At 72.7% G+C, this 14,902-nt stretch carries 13 protein-coding genes and 1 pseudogene; 4 read left to right on the forward strand and 10 right to left on the reverse strand.

Translation table 11 applies throughout. From position 1 onward, the window contains the following. Positions 1-132 precede the first annotated feature (132 nt). The gene (locus tag ACZ6O2_RS29205; RefSeq protein ID WP_466025094.1) at positions 133-1,191 is read right to left on the reverse strand and encodes an IS110 family RNA-guided transposase; all 1,059 of its coding nucleotides are present in this window, start codon (positions 1,189-1,191) and stop codon (positions 133-135) included. 252 nt (positions 1,192-1,443) lie between these two features. After that, positions 1,444-1,674 (reverse strand): hypothetical protein, encoded by a 231-nt coding sequence (locus ACZ6O2_RS29210; protein WP_466025116.1) that lies wholly within the window; start codon positions 1,672-1,674, stop codon positions 1,444-1,446. Between ACZ6O2_RS29210 and ACZ6O2_RS29215 the strand changes: the two are divergent. Then, positions 1,613-1,759 (forward strand): annotated as a pseudogene (locus ACZ6O2_RS29215) (LuxR C-terminal-related transcriptional regulator); the annotation flags it as partial. The gene ACZ6O2_RS29210 and the pseudogene ACZ6O2_RS29215 sit on opposite strands and share 62 nt — an antisense overlap. Here the strand turns inward: ACZ6O2_RS29215 and ACZ6O2_RS29220 are convergent. The 5 genes from ACZ6O2_RS29220 to ACZ6O2_RS29240 all read right to left on the reverse strand — a co-directional run bounded on the left by ACZ6O2_RS29220 (position 1,752) and on the right by ACZ6O2_RS29240 (position 7,565). Continuing rightward, positions 1,752-3,254, reverse strand: coding sequence for a B12-binding domain-containing radical SAM protein (locus ACZ6O2_RS29220; RefSeq protein ID WP_466025095.1), 1,503 nt, complete (start codon positions 3,252-3,254; stop codon positions 1,752-1,754). The pseudogene ACZ6O2_RS29215 and the gene ACZ6O2_RS29220 overlap by 8 nt on opposite strands. 84 nt (positions 3,255-3,338) lie before the next feature. Beyond that, complete coding sequence (locus ACZ6O2_RS29225) at positions 3,339-4,544, reverse strand: macrolide family glycosyltransferase (RefSeq protein WP_466025096.1); 1,206 nt, start codon at positions 4,542-4,544, stop codon at positions 3,339-3,341. Between the two features lie 333 nt (positions 4,545-4,877). Beyond that, positions 4,878-5,744 carry a class II fructose-bisphosphate aldolase gene (locus ACZ6O2_RS29230; RefSeq protein WP_466025097.1) on the reverse strand — a complete coding sequence of 289 codons (867 nt, stop codon included), beginning with the start codon at positions 5,742-5,744 and terminating at the stop codon, positions 4,878-4,880. Then, positions 5,722-6,669: a 1-phosphofructokinase family hexose kinase gene (locus ACZ6O2_RS29235; protein WP_466025098.1), complete on the reverse strand. Its 948-nt coding sequence runs from the start codon at positions 6,667-6,669 to the stop codon at positions 5,722-5,724. The genes ACZ6O2_RS29230 and ACZ6O2_RS29235 overlap by 23 nt, the downstream gene beginning before the upstream one ends. Next, a complete protein-coding gene (locus ACZ6O2_RS29240) occupies positions 6,666-7,565 on the reverse strand; it encodes an SIS domain-containing protein (protein WP_466025099.1) in 900 nt (299 codons plus the stop codon). The genes ACZ6O2_RS29235 and ACZ6O2_RS29240 overlap by 4 nt, the downstream gene beginning before the upstream one ends. A 153-nt stretch (positions 7,566-7,718) precedes the next feature. Here ACZ6O2_RS29240 and ACZ6O2_RS29245 point away from each other — a divergent pair, with 153 nt between their 5' ends. Then, entirely contained in the window at positions 7,719-8,504 is a 786-nt protein-coding gene (locus tag ACZ6O2_RS29245) for a DeoR/GlpR family DNA-binding transcription regulator (protein ID WP_350710676.1), read from the forward strand. A gap of 157 nt (positions 8,505-8,661) precedes the next feature. Here ACZ6O2_RS29245 and ACZ6O2_RS29250 read toward each other — a convergent pair whose 3' ends face one another. Next, positions 8,662-9,654, reverse strand: a complete 993-nt coding sequence (locus ACZ6O2_RS29250; RefSeq protein WP_350710674.1) for a helix-turn-helix domain-containing protein — start codon at positions 9,652-9,654, stop codon at positions 8,662-8,664. 65 nt (positions 9,655-9,719) lie between these two features. Here ACZ6O2_RS29250 and ACZ6O2_RS29255 point away from each other — a divergent pair, with 65 nt between their 5' ends. Together ACZ6O2_RS29255 and ACZ6O2_RS29260 are read left to right on the forward strand one after the other, a co-directional pair. Beyond that, a complete protein-coding gene (locus ACZ6O2_RS29255) occupies positions 9,720-10,937 on the forward strand; it encodes an MFS transporter (protein ID WP_466025100.1) in 1,218 nt (405 codons plus the stop codon). A gap of 559 nt (positions 10,938-11,496) precedes the next feature. Continuing rightward, positions 11,497-12,732, forward strand: a complete 1,236-nt coding sequence (locus ACZ6O2_RS29260; RefSeq protein WP_466025114.1) for a glycoside hydrolase domain-containing protein — start codon at positions 11,497-11,499, stop codon at positions 12,730-12,732. Positions 12,733-12,877: 145 nt separating this feature from the next. Here the strand turns inward: ACZ6O2_RS29260 and ACZ6O2_RS29265 are convergent, their stop codons facing one another. Continuing rightward, on the reverse strand, positions 12,878-13,768 hold the full coding sequence (locus tag ACZ6O2_RS29265) for a carbohydrate ABC transporter permease (protein ID WP_350710670.1): 891 nt from the start codon (positions 13,766-13,768) through the stop codon (positions 12,878-12,880). Next, positions 13,765-14,892, reverse strand: a complete 1,128-nt coding sequence (locus ACZ6O2_RS29270; RefSeq protein WP_350710668.1) for a carbohydrate ABC transporter permease — start codon at positions 14,890-14,892, stop codon at positions 13,765-13,767. The genes ACZ6O2_RS29265 and ACZ6O2_RS29270 overlap by 4 nt, the downstream gene beginning before the upstream one ends. Between the last annotated feature and the right edge of the window lie 10 nt (positions 14,893-14,902).

Consider the following 14,902-nt stretch of genomic DNA (forward strand, 5'->3'; position numbering starts at 1 on the left):
TCCACACCGGAAGGTGTCCCCTCAACGCTAGAGGCGTGACGACCGCAGCGTGACTCTGAGCTTGCGCTGAGTACGCCGGCAGAGGTGAGGGCGTCGTGGATCGGGCCGGGATCCGGCGGCGGACCGACGCTCCTATGCCGCGTCAAGCGGTTGGGGTGGGTTTTCGAGGCGTCGGTAGATTTCGCGGGCGACGTAGCGTTTGAGGCAGCGTTTGATCTCGCGGTCGGTTTTGCCTTGGGCGCGGCGGCGGTCGGCGTAGGCGCGGGTGGGCTCGTCGCGTTGCAGGCGGGTCAGGACGATGGTGTGCAGGGCGCGGTTGAGTTGACGGTCGCCGGAGCGGTTGAGGCGGTAGCGGACGGTCTTGCCGGATGATGCGGGGATCGGGGCAGCGCCGGCAAGCATGGCGAACGCGGCGTCGTTGCGGCAGCGTCCGGGGTGGGACCAGGCGGTGAGCACGGTGGCCGCGACGATGGGTCCGACGCCGGTGAGGGTGAGCAGGTCCGGTCGCCAGTTGCGGACGATCGCGCGGATCGCCTTCTCGTGTTCGGTGGCTTCGGCTTCGAGGAAGCGGACGCGGCGGGCGAGGTCCCGCAGCACGGTCAGGCAGGTGAACACGTCGACGTCTGCGGTGGTGGTGGGGCGTAGTCGGGTGGCGGTGGTGAGCATGATCCGGGTGCTCTGGCCGCGGAAGCGGGCCCGCACCACCTCGGGAGCGGTGATCACCAGCGCGTGCAGCTGCCGCTGGGCGACGGCACTGGCTTCCACGGCCGCTCGGCGGGCGGTCAGCCGCACCTGCAGGGCTGCTCGTTGCGCGCCGGTCTTGGGCTGCGCCAGCCGCGTGCGGGCCAGGGCGTCGCGGGCGGCGCGTTCGGCGTCGATCGGGTCGGACTTCGCCCCGGCGCGGCGGGCCGGGCGCAGCGGACGGTCCAGTTCGACGACCAGTTCACCGGCGTCGGCCAGGTGCCGGGCCAGGCCGGCGCCGTAGCCGCCGGAGCCTTCCAGCGCCCACGCCCGCAGTCCCGAGTGTTGCTCGGCCAGGGCCACCAGTTGCGCGTAGCCGTCCGGGTCAGTGCTCACCGTGGTCCGGGCCAGCACCCCGCCGGTGCGGGTATCCAGCAGCGCGGCGGTGTGGGTGTCTTTGTGCGTGTCGACGCCGATGACGACCTCGACCAGATCTGCCAGCATGGACATGCGTTCTCTCCTCACCGTGGGGACGCAAGGGTCCGGTCCGGTGCGGAGATGGCAGGACTGTGATGAGACACGCCAGCCGCTAACTGGCGGTCAAGCTCCTGATCAGGCCAAACGTCTCCCGCCGGGCCGGCACCGGCAGCAGCGGGCGGACAAGTCGCGCCAAAGGCACAAACGCCAGTCAGAGCAAGAGTCACGCCCGCCACCACCAGCTGTCAGCTCACCACTGCTGAGCCGACCCTGCCACCCTCACAGTCAGCGCAGCCGCGCGGTCACCGCGGCGAGCAGGCGTTCCCGCTCCGGCACCAGGTAGAAGTGGTCACCGGGGACGGTCTCCAGCGCGAAGCCGCCGGTGGTCCGCTCGGCCCAGGCGTCCACCGTCGCGGTGGCGCGGGTCGGGTCGCCGGTGCCCAGGTAGGCGGTGATCGCCGAGCGGCTGCGCCTGTCGCCCCGTACGGTCGAGCGGCACGTCTCCAGTCTGATCACCAGGACCGGGCTGCCGAACCGGATCGCGCTGAGCGACTTCGCCGCCGGCGCTCAGGAGGAGTGGACGGTGCGGCCGGTCAGCTGACGGTCGCCGCCCACGCCTTCTTGGCGTTCTTCCAGGTCGGAGAGTTGACCTCGTCCCAGGCGCGGTGGCGCAGCTCCTCCAGGACCTCCGCCGGCACCAGGGTGCCCGTCATGTTGGCCCGGTAGATGTTCATCGTGTCCGGGTCGAAGTCGGGGCTGATGTGGCCGCCCGCGATCGCCATGTCGAACAACGGCGCGCCGGGCAGCGGTACGACGAGGAAGAAGTTGGCGGCGTCCAGCCCGTAGGAGACGTGCTCCTTGGCGAGCTGGATCGTCGTCTCGATCTCCTCCAGCGTCTCGTCCGGGTAGCCCATCATGTAGTTGCCGTAGATCTGGAAGCCGTACTCCTTCATGGCGACGATCAGCCCGGGCAGGTCGGCCTTCTCGATGTTGAGCTTGTTGCTCGCGTACTTGCGGATGATCCGCAGGTTGCCCGACTCGAAGGGCATGTTGATCTGCGTGAAGCCCGCGTCGGCCATCGCCTCCAGGACCTCGTGGTCGGGCTTCCAGCGCTTGAGCAGGTGGATGAGGTTGATGCCGTTGAGGTCGCAGATCGTCACGCCCGCGCCCTGGATCTTCTTGAGCAGCCGGAGGCCGCGCCGCTTGTCGCCCAGGAGCGAGTCGTCCTCGACGAACACGTTGTCGACGCCCAGGTTCTTCAGCGTCTCGATCTCCGCCAGCACCCGGTCGTCCGACTTGACGCGGAACTTGCCGATCGGGCCGCTGGGGCTCCCCTCCTGCTCGCCGGCGATGTGGCAGTACGCGCAGTGGAACGGGCAGCCGAGCGAGGTCATCATGGTCGCGTAGCGCAGCTCGGCGCCGGGCTCGAAGAGGCCGGAGTGCGGCCGGGCGATGGTCCAGTACCGCTCGTTGGGCAGCAGGTCCCAGGCCGGCATGGGCAGGGTGTCCAGGTCCCACACGACGTCCTGCGCCCGCGCGGGGTTCATCCGGATCCGGCCGTCGTCGAGGAAGGCGACGCCGTGGATGTCGGCGAAGCTCGGGTGCGCCGACCGTCGTACGGCCTCGACGATGTCGATGATCGTGTGCTCGGCCTCGGACAGGCAGACCACGTCGAAGCCCGCCCCGAAGAACTGCGGCAGCCGCGACCGCGCGTTGACCCCGCCGGTGACGAGGAGCTTCTCCGGGTAGGCCGCCCGGATGAGCCGCGCGCAGTGCAGGACCATCGTCTCCTGGTCGGTGAAGATCGAGGTGATGCCGACGATATCGTGGTCCTTCACCACCTCGAGGATCCGCTCGTCGCTGACGCCGGTGCGGAGGAAACCGCTGGGCAGCGGCGTGGGGTTGGCGAAGATCTCGTCGAGCGGGTCGGCGCCCTCGCCGACGCAGGCGTCGAAGACGCGGACGTGCACGCCGTGCTCCCGCAGGGCTCCGCCCAGGTTCGGGTACGCGAGCGATCCGTTCGGCTTGCACACCGTGCCGGGGGCGGTCTGGTTCGGCGGGTACAGCAGCAGCACGCTGACGTCACGAAGACCCATGGCGAAATACTACCTAGTTTTGAAGTGGAAACAAGGACTGCGGCGGTGCGGACCGAATCCGGAATCGATATGTCAAGTGGACGGTCAGGGCGCGACCCGCTCCAGGTACGCCTCGACCTCGTCCGCCGCCCGGGCCGGCCCACCGGCGGAGAGGATGTCGCGCTGCATCTCGCGGACGCGCTCCCGGACGGCGGAGTCGGCCGCGAGCCGCTCCACGGCCTCGCGGATGCTGGCCGGCTCGAGCTGGTCCGGTCGCAGCACGGAGCCCAGGCCCAATTCGATGACGCGCTCCGCGGACGGGGCGGCCTCGGTCGCGAAGTGCGGCACGAGCACCAGGGGGACGCCCGCGGCGAAGGCCTCCAGCACGGCTCCGGTGGTGCCGTGGGTCAGGCACGCCGTCGCGTGCGCGAGCACGGAGTGGAAGGGGATCCACTGGTGTGCCTCGACGTTGGGCGGCAGGGGGCCCAGCACCGCCGGGTCGAGGAAGCCGCCGATCGCCATGACCACGTGCCAGGGGGTGTCGGCGAAGGCCTGCGCGCAGGCGCGGAAGAACTCCGGGTGCTCGTTGAACTGGTTGCCGAGCGAGACGAGCAGCACCGGCGCGTCCGGCCGCGGCGGCTGCCAGCCGGGCTGGCCGTCCCGGCCGGTGAGGGTGGGCCCGACGAACACGAACCGCTCGTCGAAGGTCTCGGCGAAGGGCTGGAACAACTTCGGCAGGAAAACGATGGTGAGGCCCTCGATCTCGTCCCAGTACTCCTTGACCGGGGTGTCGACGCCGTACTGCCCGAGCAGGTCGACCAGCACCGAGTGCACGGCCTCCACGTCGGCCGGGTGGCGTTGGCCGTTGCTCTTCCACAGCTCCTCGAACAGCGAGTAGTGCTCGTTCGCGGCGAAGCCGCCGGTGAGGCGTACGGCCGGCCGGTTCCACCGGGTGGCCAAGAGCCGCCCCGCGATGAACGGGAACACGTCGTAGACGACGAGGTCGGGCGGGTTGTCCCCCAACGCCTCCTCGGCGGCCCGCAGGATGGCCACGTTCTCCCGGACGTACACCAGGTGCAGTTGCGTCTCGGCGTCCTCCTGCTTGACGACCTCGGGCACGTGGAAGGTGTCGAACTCGGACTTGTACAGCGCGACCTCGGCGCCGGCGGCCTTGACCTCGTCGGCGAACAGCGGGGTCGTCACGTACGTGATGCGGTGCCCCCGCCGGGCCAGCTCGCTGACGAGGCCGAGCGACGGGTAGACGTGACCGTGCCCCTGGACGTTGGCGAAAAGGATGTGACGCTGGCGCATGGGCTCACTCCCGGCTGGTCGTCTCGGCGTTGGCAACGCGGCGCGTGCGCGCGGAGCGGTGGCTCCACTGGGGCCTGGCCGCGCCCGCCGACAAGGGCGACGACGACACGACGAGGGCCAAGGCTTTAAACATATATAGCACAATTGATCGAGGTATCGCTATGCCGGAAGATCCGGCGACGGCCGCGGCGGCGTGTCGTCGGCCCGTCTCTCGCTGCCGGGAAGGGCGCCGCCGGGTGGAGCGGCGGGGCGTCGGAGGTGGGCAGGACGGGCGGTGGAGCGCCGGAGCCCGTCGGCGGTGGGGCCGGCCGCCGTGGCGGCCGGCCCGGTGGTTCAGCCGAGGGCGGGCGCCCCGGACGGCTCCGGAAGCACGGCGAGCAGCTCCGCGACGGCGGCGGTCATGGCCTCCCGGCCGGCCCTCAGGTAGCGCCGGGGGTCGACCGAGCTGTCCGTGGCGAGCGCGGCCCGGACCGCGCCGGTGAACGCCACGTTGAGGGCGGTCCCGACGTTGACCTTGACGATGCCGTTGCCGACCCCGGCCCGCAGCTCCGCGAAGGGCACGCCGGACGACCCGTGCAGGACCAGCGGCACCCGCACGGCCTCGCGCAGCGCCACGATCAGCTCCTGGTCCAGCGTCGCCGCCCGGGTGGTCATCGCGTGGGAGCTGCCGACGGCGACGGCGAGCGCGTCGACGCCCGTCTCCGCCACGTAGCGGGCCGCCTCCTCCGGGTCGGTGCGGACTCCGGCGAGGTGGGCGCTGGCCGGCGCTCCCGGCTTGCCGCCGACGTAACCCAGCTCCGCCTCCAGCCACAGGCCCTGCTCGCGGGCCCAGTCCGCCGCGGCGCGGGTGGCCGCGACGTTCTGCTCGTACGGCAGCGCGCCGGCGTCGAACATCACCGAGCTGAATCCGGCGTCCGCCGCCTGGCGCAGCAGCGTGACGTCCTCCACGTGGTCGAGGTGCAGGCCGAGCGGGACCGGGCAGAGGCGCGCGACCTCGGCCGCCGCGGCGGCGATCGGCAGCACACCGGCGTGGTAGCGCACCGCGTTCTGGCTGATCTGGAGGATCGCCGGGCGGTCGGCGGCGGCGGCGCCGGCGGCGATCGCCTGGGCGTGTTCGAGCGTGATGACGTTGAAGGCCAGCACGGCGGTGCCGGCGGCGCGGGCGGCGGCGACCAGTTCAGCGGTGGCGGCGAGCGGCATCGGTGACCTCCTCGACGGTGACGTGGGTGAGCAGCCGGTCCGCCGTGGGGGCGTCGAAGTCCCCGGCGTACGGCGAGACGACGGCCGCGGCCGAGATCGCGGCGGCCCGGGCGAGGGTCCGCGGCCACGGCTGCCCGGTGGCGAGTCCCTGGGCGAGGACAGCGGCCAGGGCGTCGCCCGCGCCGGTGGGGTTGCCGAGCACGGTCTCCGGCGCGCGCACCTCGTACGCGGTCCCGCCGGCAACCGCGACGAAGCCCTGGGCGCCGCGGGAGATTACCGAGGCCCCGGCTCCCAGGTCGCCCAGCCGGTACGCGGCGGCGACCGCCTCCGCCCGGGTGCGGGGCGCGGCCCCGACGATGTCGGCGATCTCGTCCACGTTGGGCTTGACCATGTCGGGGCGTGCGGTGAGCGCGTGGTGCAGCGTGGCCCCCGCCGCGTCGACCAGCACGACCGCCCCCGCCGAGTGGGCCGCGACGGTGAGGTCGCGGTACGCGGTGACCGGCACGCCGGGCGGGCAGCTCCCCGAGAGCACCACGACCGCCGCGGACGCGACGGCGTCGTCGAAGCGTTCGGTGAAGGCGCCCCACTCGGTCGCCGTGACGACGGGGCCCGGTTCGTTCAGGACGGTCGCCGTTTTCGGGGACACCACGGTGACCGTGCGCCGGGACTCGCCGCCGACGGTGGTGAGGTCGGCCGGGATGCCGGCGTCGCGCAGCTCCTCCCGGATGGTCTCGCCGGTCGTGCCGCCGGCCAGGCCCAGCAGTCGGGTCCGGGCGCCGAGCAGGGACAGCACGCGCGCCACGTTCACCCCCTTGCCCCCGGCCCGGCACCGCGTCGTGGTGACCCGGTGCGAGGTGCCGGGAACGAGATCGGGCACCGTGTAGGTGACGTCGATCGCCGGGTTGGGACACACCGCGAGGATCACGGTCGGCTCGCGGTCGCCGGCAGCACGACGGACCGGGTGAGGTGGCGCGGCCGGTCCGGGTCGAGGCCCTTGCGGCTGGCGACCGCGACGGCGAGCCGCTGCGCGGCGACCAGCTGCGCCATCGGGTCCGCCGGGGACTGGACCACCATGGCGCCGGTGGCAGCGACGTCCTCCCGCAGGCCGTCCGGCGCCGGCCCGAGGATCCACACCGCCGACTGCGCGTCGGCGACGCTGATGGGGCCGTGCCGGTACTCCATCGCGGGGTACGACTCCGCCCAGGCCTGCGCGGCCTCGCGCAGCTTCAGGGCCGCCTCGTGCGCCAGCCCGACCGACCAGCCGGTGCCGAGGAAGGTGAACTGCCGGCGGTCGAGCAGCGCCGGGTCGACGGGGGCGGCCAGGACCGCGCGGGCGTCGTCGACCGCGGTGCCCAGCCCGGCGCCGACGGCGCAGCGCCACAGCGCGAGCGCCGTCGTGGCGAACCGGGTCTGCACGACCGACCGCTCGTCGGCGAAGTCCAGCACCACGGACCGGTCGGCCAGCCGCGTGGCCGCCTCGTCGGGGACGGCGGTGACGACGGTGGACCGCTGACCGGCGGGGAGGTCGGCGAGCAGGCGGAGCACCTCGGTGGTGGTCCCGGAGCGGGTCAGGGCGACGACCCGGTCGTAGCGGCGGTGGTGCGGGAACTGCGAAGCCGCGAAGGCGTCGGTCTCGCCGCCGGCGGACTCCCGCAGCGCGGCGAAGCACTGCGCCATGAACAGCGACGTGCCGCACCCGACGACGGCGACCCGCTCACCGGGTGCGGGCAGCGCCGCGGTCACGGCCGACGACCGGGCCAGGCTCGCGGCTCGCGACCACAACTCCGGCTGCGACGTGATCTCCTCGGTGATGTACACCATCGACTGTCACCTCATGCAATAAAAGTGTCGTAAATTTGCAACTTGTTGCAGGACGCTACGACGACGGGCGGCACCGGTCAAGGTGGGCCGGGCACGGCGGGCGAGCCGATAGGGTTGTCCGCCGGATGCGTCCAGGGACCGGAGTGCGCGACGATGAACCGCTACGAACGGTGGAACAGGCTGCTCGAGATGCTGGCCGAGCAGGGCCAGCTGGACATCGAGACGACCGCCGCAGCGCTGCGGGTCAGTGGCGCGACGGTGCGCCGCGACTTCGACGAGCTCGCCGCCCAGCAGCTGGTCACGCGGACCAGGGGCGGCGCCGCCGCGAGCAACGTCACCTACGATCTGCCGCTGCGCTACAAAGCGGGCCGGCACGCACCGGAGAAGCAGCGCATCGGCGAGGCCGCCGCGGCCATGATCGCCCCGCACTCCACCGTCGGCATCAACGGCGGCACCACCGCGACGGAGGTCGCCCGCGCCCTGGCGCTGCGCGTCGACCTGGCCGCCGACAGCCGCGCACCGGCGCTGACGGTGGTCACCAACGCGCTCAACATCGCCAACGAGCTCATCGTCCGCCCGCACATCCGGGTGGTCCTCACGGGAGGGACGGCCCGGCCCCACTCGTACGAGCTGGTCGGTCCCATCGCCGCGACGATGCTCGACGGGGTGGCGCTGGACGTCGCGGTGATCGGGGTGGACGCGATCGACCACCGGCACGGGGCGAGCGCGCACCACGACGGCGAGGCGGCCGTCAACCACACCATGCTGGCCACCGCGGCCCGCGCGATCGTGGTGGCGGACGGCTCGAAGCTGGGCCGGCGCGCGTTCGCGCGCATCTGCACCGTCGGCGAGATCGACACCCTGGTCACCGACACCGGCGCGGACGACGAGCAGGCGGCGCTCCTGGCCCAGGCCGGAGTGACCGTGGTGCGGGCCTGACCCGCCACGTCACCGGGGTCGGCCGACACCACGGCGCCCTCCGGCGGCCCGGCCGCGGTCTGTCGCCTCCCGGCGCGCCCGGCGGCCGGTGGCGCGGCCGAGGTGTCGCCGCACGGGCAGGGACGACGGCCGGGGCAGCCAGGTGCGCCGGCCCTGTTCACCCACGCCCCGCGAGCGCCTCACCAAGCGGGGTGCGCCGGTAGAGCACCGTGCGGCCGGTGCGGGCACGGGCCACCAGCCCGGCGTCGCGCAGCACCGCCAGATGGCCGCCCACCCCGCCCAGGCTGGCCCCGAGCTGGGCGGCGAGCTGGCTGGTGGTGGCGGGCGCGGCCAGCGCCCGCAGCACCGCCGCCCGCCCCTGTCCGACCAGCCGGTCCAGCGCGTCCTCCGGCCGGGCCGGGTCGGGCGGCCCCAGCAGTTCCGCCACCCCCGAGGCCCGGTAGACGACGGCGAACGGCCACGGCGGGTCGACGTAGGTGATCATGGTGCCGAAGACCGTGGGGACGAAGAGCAGGCCCCGGCCGTCGAGTCGGCGGACGCCCGGGTCGCCGTCGGCGACCTCGATCGCCCCGACGGCCCCGCCGGGCGCCCACCGCAGCCGGGGGTCCAGGTCGGCGACGGCCGCCCCCCAGCCGTACGCGAGGAGCCGGCCGGCCCGGTGCAGCAGGTCCCGTTCGAGGACTGCGCGCAGGCGGGGCCAGTCCGGCTCGACCAGGGTCGCCCAGGCGGCCTCGATCGCGTCCGCGAGCAGGTCCACCACGTGGGGCGAGTCGTAGATCCGGCGAGCGTACGCCGGTGGGGTGCCGCGTGGACCGGCGAGGTTGCGGGCCAGTTCGCCGCGGGCCTGCGCGAGCGGGGTCGCCCGCACCACGGCCAGTTCGTCGGCGAAGTCCCGCCCGGTGCCGTCCGGTGGTGGCTGGATGAAATCCGCGTTGTAGCCGCCGCGGCGCAGCAACGCCAGCAGCGCACCCACTGCCGGCAACTCCCGCCGCAGCCGCTGGTACCCCGGTCGCGCCCGGGCCACCCACGGCGCCAGCACGGAGGCGGGGTTCTGCCCGGCGCAGAGCCGCAGTGCCGCCACCGCCTCGCCCAGCGGGGAGATGGCGTAGCGGCTCGCCGCCACGTCGGCCAGGGTCACCTCGATCCGCACACCGCACCTTTCGTCCGACAGCGAAAGGATAGGCCGGCCACCGGAACAGCCCGCACGATGCCCGGGTGACCACCACCTCCGCCAGAACCGGCGCCGGGCGACCCGCCGCCTACCGCGACGCCTTCGCCGTCGCCGAGTTCCGGGTGCTCCTCGGCAGCTTCGGCGTGTTCATGATCGGCGAGACGGTGAAGATGCTCGCCCTGTCCGTGCTCGTCTACGAGCGCACCGGCTCGGGGCTGCTCGCCGCCCTGGCGTACGTGACCGGGTTCCTGCCCCACGCGCTGGGTGGGCTGTTCATGCTCGCGCTCGCCGACCGGTGGCCTCCGCGCGCGGTGATCGTCGGGTACGACCTGCTCCGGCTCGCCCTGGTGGTGGTCCTCGCCCTCGGGGCGCTCTCCCCGGCAGGCATGCTGGTCCTGGCCGCGGCCGTCGGCCTGCTGGCCCCGGTCGGCAGCGCCGCGCGCTCGGCGCTGCTGCCGGAGGTGCTGCCGGGCGACACGTACGTGCTCGGGCGGTCCCTGCTCACCGTCGCGGCGGGCGGCACCCAGGTGGCCGGGTTCGCCCTCGGCGGGCTCCTGCTCGGCTGGATCGGCCCGTACGGCGCGCTGTGGGTGGCCGCCGCGACGTGTGCCGTCTCGGCCCTGCTCGCCCGCGCCGGGCTCGCGGCGCGACCGCCCCGCGCACGGCGGGACGGTTCCGGGGCGGTCCGGGAGACCTGGCGGGTCAACCGGGCGCTGCTCGCCGACCGGCGGATCCGCGGGCTGCTGCTGGCGCAGTGGCTGCCCGGCTCGCTGCTGGTCGGGGCGGAGGGCGTCGCCGTGCCGTACGCCGCCGGTCTCGGGCCGGACGCCAGCGCGGGCGTGCTGTTGATGGCCGCCGCGTCCGGGATGCTCATCGGGAACCTGCTGGTCGGGCGGTTCGTCGCCCCCGCCCGCCGGGAGGCGTGGACACCCTGGCTCGCGCTGCTGCTCGGCGTACCCATGCTGGTCTTCGCCGCCCGGCCGGGCCTGTGGCCGGCGGCGGCCCTCTTCGCGGTAGCCACCGCGGGCTTCGCCTACCAGCTCGGACTGGCCCAGCGGTTCCTCGACGCCGTTCCGGAGGCCCGTCGAGGTCAGGCCTTCGGGCTGCTCAGCGCCGGCCTGATGGCGACCCAGGGCCTGGCCGCCGCGGCCGGCGGCGCCCTGAGCGACGTGCTCCCTCCCGGCGCGGTGATGGCGCTGGCCGGCGGCGCGTCGCTCGCGGCGACGCTGGCGCTGTGGCGTGTCCTCTCCCCGCCACGCTGAAGGTCGAGCATCGAGATTGGTCTCTGGCTATACCCGCCCGCGACTGGTAGAAATTTTGCAAGGCCGTTCACCTGCCGGCAAAATTCTTCCCCACAGTGAGGCTTCGATGACGATAAGAAGGATCATGGCGAGCCTCACGGTCGCCATCGTCGGTTCGGTGGGGGCGGTGACCCCGACCTGGGCGGCCCCCACCGAGGACCGGACCGTCAGCTACCGCGGCTACCGGGTGGCGGTACCCGCCGGCTGGCAGGTCGTCGACCTGGCCGAGGACCCCCACGCCTGCGTCCGGTTCGACCGGCCCACCGTATACCTGGGCCACCCCGGCGACGAGCCCTGGTGCCCCTCCGGCCTGGTCGGGCGCACGGCGGGACTCGTCATCGAACCGATCGACGCCGTCACCGCCGACCGCCTCACGGCGGACACCGCCGTCACGACGACGGGCCGGGCGACCGTGGACGCCCCACTGTCGCGCGACGGCACCATCCAGGTCGCGGTGCGCGACGCCGGCGTCCTCGTCACGGCCGCCCACACGCCGGACACCGAGTCGACGGTCCGCCGCATCCTGGCCTCCGCCAGCCTCGGTCGGGGCGCCACGCCGGTGCCCCTGGACCTCGCACGCACGGCCGCCGGGCCGACCTCGGTGGCGCCGCTGGCGGCGGCCGGTCCGCAGCCGGGCACCTACACCGGCAAGGGCTTCGACACGTGCACCGCCCCGGCCCAGTCGACCATGGACGCGTGGCGCAACAGCTCGCCGTACCGTGCGGTCGGCATCTACATCAGCGGCGCCAGCCGGTCCTGCACCCAGGCCAACCTGACGGCGACCTGGGTGACCAACCAGACCAACAAGGGCTGGCACCTGATCCCCATCGAGCTGGACTACCAGGCCCCGTGCGGCACCCGCACGCCGAAGATGTCGTACGACCCGGCCACGGCCCGGTCGCAGGGCGCCACCCGGGCGACCAGCGCGGTGAACGCGGCCAGCGCGCTGGGCATCCCCGCCGGAAGCGTGATCTACAACGACATCGAGCACTACCCGTCGAGCGAGTCGTGCAAGGCGGCGGTGCTCTCGTACCTGTCCGGCTGGACCGAACGGCTCCACGCGCTCGGCTACCTCTCGGGCATGTACTCCAGCGGCTCCTCCGGTGTCCGGGACCTGTGCGCCGCCTACGACGACCCCCGGTACACCCGCGTCGACCACCTCTTCTTCGCCTGGTGGAACGGCGTGGCGGACACCGACGCCGGCAGCTACTGCCCGGACGGGCACTACGCCAACCGTCAGCGGATCCACCAGTACACCGGGGACAGCTACGAGACCTGGGGCGGGGTGCGGATCTACATCGACCGCGACTACCTCGACGTCTCGGCCGATACCACGCCGCCGCAGGAGTTCAGCGTCACGGTCGACAACACCACCGCGGGTCGGTTCACGGCGAGCGCGAACTGGGGGACCTCGACCTATTCCAGCCAGCGGATCGGTCCCGACTACCGGTTCGCCGACCCGGTCTCCGCCAGCGACGTGGCCTGGTACAAGGCGAACCTGCCCGAGACCGGCGCGTACGAGGTCTCGGTCTGGTACCCCGCCGCCTCCGGCTACAACGACTCGACCCCGTACATCGTGGCCACCACCAGCGGCAACCAGTCGGTACGGGTCAACCAGCGCCTCAACGGCGGCCGGTGGGTGTCGCTCGGCGTGTTCACGCTGGCCGCCGGCGACGGCGACAAGGTCGGCGTGAGCCGGTGGACCAGCGGCACGGGCTACGTCGTCGCCGACGCGGTCCGCATCACCCGCGCCTGAGCAGTTCGCGGCCACCACCGGTCCACCGGCACCGTGCCGGTGGACCGGTGAGGGGCCAGCAGGAGCACCGGCATGGCATCGGCAGTCACTTGTCCTGTCCGGGTGACGACCCGCTCCACCACCCCGTCGCGTGGTCCCGCTCGCGTCAGACCTTGTCGGCCCCCTCGTTGGCGTCGCGCACGAAGTACCGCTGGAAGACGACGAAGATGATCGCCACCGGGATGGTGGCCAGCAGCGCCGCTCCCAGCTTGAGCGGGTACTGCGTGCCCTTGCCGAGCGAGCCGCTGACGAGGTCGGCCAGGCCGCGCGGCAGGGTGAACAGGTCAGGATCCTGCACGGCGACCAGGCTGTGCGGGAACTCGTTCCAGGAGCCCTGGAACGACAGGATCGTCAGCGTGATCAGGGCCGGCTTCGCCATCGGCAGCACCACGGACCAGAAGGTCCGGAAGACGCTCGCACCGTCGATGCGGGCCGCCTCCTCCACACTCACGGGGATGGACTCGAAGAACTGCTTCATGATGAACACGCCGGCCGCGTCGGCGAGCAGCGGCACGATCAGCCCGGCGTAGCTGTTGTACATGCCCAGTTGGTTGAGCACCAGGAACTTCGGGATCAGCAGGACGACGGAGGGCACCGCCATCACGGCGATGATCGCGGCGAAGAGGCCGCCGCGGCCGCGGAAACGCAGCCGGGCCAGCGCGTACCCGGCGAGCGAGGCGAAGAAGACCCTGCCGAGGGTGACCAGCACGGTGACCAACAGCGAGTTGCCGAGCCAGAGCGGGAAGTTGGTGCCGGCGAAGATCCGTTCGAAGCCGGCCAGCGTCAGCGGATCCGGGACCGGCGAGAGCGGGTTGGCCGCCGCGTCGGGCTCGGTCTTGAGCGAGTTGCCGATCTGGATCACGAACGGGTAGAGGAAGACCAGCCCGAAGAAGACCAGGGTGGCGTACCCCAGGAAACGGGTGGCCAGGGTGCGGGCGGCGGGGCCGCCGCGACGGGCGGGCGCCGCGACCGGCGGCCGGTCGGTCAGCGCGGTCATCTGCGGCCCCCTTCCGGTACGCGGCGACGCCGCCAGCCGCGCCGGCGGCCCTCGGCGTCCCGGTCGGCCATCACCCGGCGCTGGACCAGGGTGAGCACGATGATGATCAGGAACAGCACGAACGAGATCGCCGCGCCGGAGCCGTACTCGAAGTCCCGGAACGCCGTCCGGTACGACAGGTACGCCGGAGTGAGCGTGGTCTTCGCCGGCTCGCCCTGGCTCATCACGTACACCTGGTCGAAGACCTGCCAGGAGCCGATCAGGCCGAGGGTGAGCACCAGGAACGTGGTGGGCTTGATCAGCGGCAGGGTGACGTGCCGGAACCGCTGCCAGCGGGTCGCGCCGTCGAGGATGCTCGCCTCGTCGAGCGCCACCGGGACGCCCTGCAGCGCGGCGAGGAACATCAGCATGAACGTCCCAGAGGTCGTCCAGACCACCAGCGCGATGATCGACACCATCGCGACGCTCGGCCCGGAGAGCCACTCCCACCAACTCAACCCGAGGGGGCCGCCGCCGGTCAGGGCGGCGGGCGCGGCATCCACGCCGACCGCGCCGAAGAGCAGGTGCAGCACCCCGCGCGAGTCGGCGAACCACTGCGGCCCGTCGACGCCGAAGACGCCCAGCAGGTTGTTGACCGCGCCGGAGTTGGCGAACAGGAACAGGAAGACCACGCTGATCGCGACCGAACTGGTCACCGACGGGAAGTAGAACGCGGTCCGGAAGAATGCCTTCCCCTTCAGCATCCGGTTGTCGACCACCAGCGCGAGCCCGAGGGCGAGCAGCGTCTGCGCCGGCACGACGATCGCCACGTAGTAGATGTTGTTCCGGATGCTGGTCATCAGGTCCCGGCGGGCGAGCCCGTCCTCGGTGAACAGCCGGGTGTAGTTCTCCGTGCCGACGAACGGGACGTCGGCGGTGAACGGGCTGCCCTGGCCGTTCCAGTCGGTCAGGCTCACCCAGAGCGCCATCAGGATCGGCAGCAGCAGGAACAGCCCGAGGATGACGACGACCGGCGCCACGAAGAGCCAGCCGGCGAGATTCTCCCCGCTCCGGACGCCGCGGCCCGGGCGGCGGGGCGGGCCGGCGGTCGCGGCGGCGGGCGCCGCCAGTGCTTCGGTTGCCAACTCCCCTCCT

The organism is Micromonospora sp. NPDC048040 (genome assembly GCF_055587185.1).

Bases quoted from the DNA above. Each gene is read 5' to 3' on its own strand.
- ACZ6O2_RS29205 (WP_466025094.1), bottom strand. From the start codon at position 1,191: ATGTCCATGCTGGCAGATCTGGTCGAGGTCGTCATCGGCGTCGACACG.
- ACZ6O2_RS29220 (WP_466025095.1), bottom strand. From the start codon at position 3,254: ATGGGTCTTCGTGACGTCAGCGTGCTGCTGCTGTACCCGCCGAACCAG.
- ACZ6O2_RS29225 (WP_466025096.1), bottom strand. From the start codon at position 4,544: ATGCGCCAGCGTCACATCCTTTTCGCCAACGTCCAGGGGCACGGTCAC.
- ACZ6O2_RS29230 (WP_466025097.1), bottom strand. From the start codon at position 5,744: ATGCCGCTCGCCGCCACCGCTGAACTGGTCGCCGCCGCCCGCGCCGCC.
- ACZ6O2_RS29240 (WP_466025099.1), bottom strand. From the start codon at position 7,565: ATGGTGTACATCACCGAGGAGATCACGTCGCAGCCGGAGTTGTGGTCG.
- ACZ6O2_RS29245 (WP_350710676.1), top strand. From the start codon at position 7,719: ATGAACCGCTACGAACGGTGGAACAGGCTGCTCGAGATGCTGGCCGAG.
- ACZ6O2_RS29265 (WP_350710670.1), bottom strand. From the start codon at position 13,768: ATGACCGCGCTGACCGACCGGCCGCCGGTCGCGGCGCCCGCCCGTCGC.